1 protein-coding gene is annotated in these 875 nt (G+C 61.8%); it reads right to left on the bottom strand.

Translation table 11 applies throughout. The features are described 5' to 3' along the window. Positions 1–813, bottom strand: an 813-nt coding sequence (locus tag D9V41_RS16080) for an IS256 family transposase (protein WP_243697317.1), incomplete at its 3' end; no start/stop codon positions are given. Positions 814–875 lie beyond the last annotated feature (62 nt).

Raw genomic sequence — 875 nt, forward strand, 5'->3', positions numbered from 1 at the left:
CGATTCAGGCCAGGTGGCCTCGATCGCTTCGGGGAATCCGGTGAGCCCGTCGCAGCAGACGATCAGCACGTCGCGGATGCCGCGGTTGGCGAGCTCGGCGCACACGGTGGCCCAGAACTTTGCTCCTTCGACCGCTTGGACCCAGATTCCCAGCACGTGCTTGACGCCGTCCATGTCGACGCCGACGGCGATGTGAGCGGCTTTGTTCCTGACGTGGCCGCCGTCTCGGACCTTGACCACGATCGCGTCCAGGTAGATGACCGGATAGAACATCTCAAGCGGTCGGCGCTGCCACGCGAGCACGGCCTCACCGATTTCATCGACGATCTTGCTGATCGTCTCGTAGCTGGTCTCAACCCCAATCGTTGAGACGAGGTGATGCTCGATGTCCCGCAGCGTCATCCCGCCGGCATAGAGCGAAACGATCATCTCGTCCAGACCACCGAGACGCCGCGAACCGACCGGGACGAGACGAGGCACATAGCTGCCGTCGCGGTCACGAGGGATCGCCAGATCGATCTCACCGACCTGCGAGGCGACGGTCTTCGGATAGGAGCCGTTACGCGAGTTCGGATGCAACGCTGCTTCCGGATCGCCCTTGTCATAGCCCAAATGATCCGAAAGCTCGGCCTGAAGCCCGCGTTCCAGACCCGTCTTAATCAGCTGCTGGATCAGCCCATCCGAGCCCTCCAACTCGATCTCGCCCGCATCGATCTTCGCGAACAAGTCATCAAGCACACCGGACTCAGCGAGCCTTCGCGCACCCTCCGCCTGCTGCCGGCGACGCTCAGCGCGAGCATCCTCATCTGTCATGGTCATCAGTGTCGTCCTTCAATCAGGAGACGAACCACTTACACAAACCATCTGACACGCCC

The organism is Aeromicrobium phragmitis (genome assembly GCF_003674095.1).
GTDB classification, from domain to species: domain Bacteria; phylum Actinomycetota; class Actinomycetes; order Propionibacteriales; family Nocardioidaceae; genus Aeromicrobium; species Aeromicrobium phragmitis.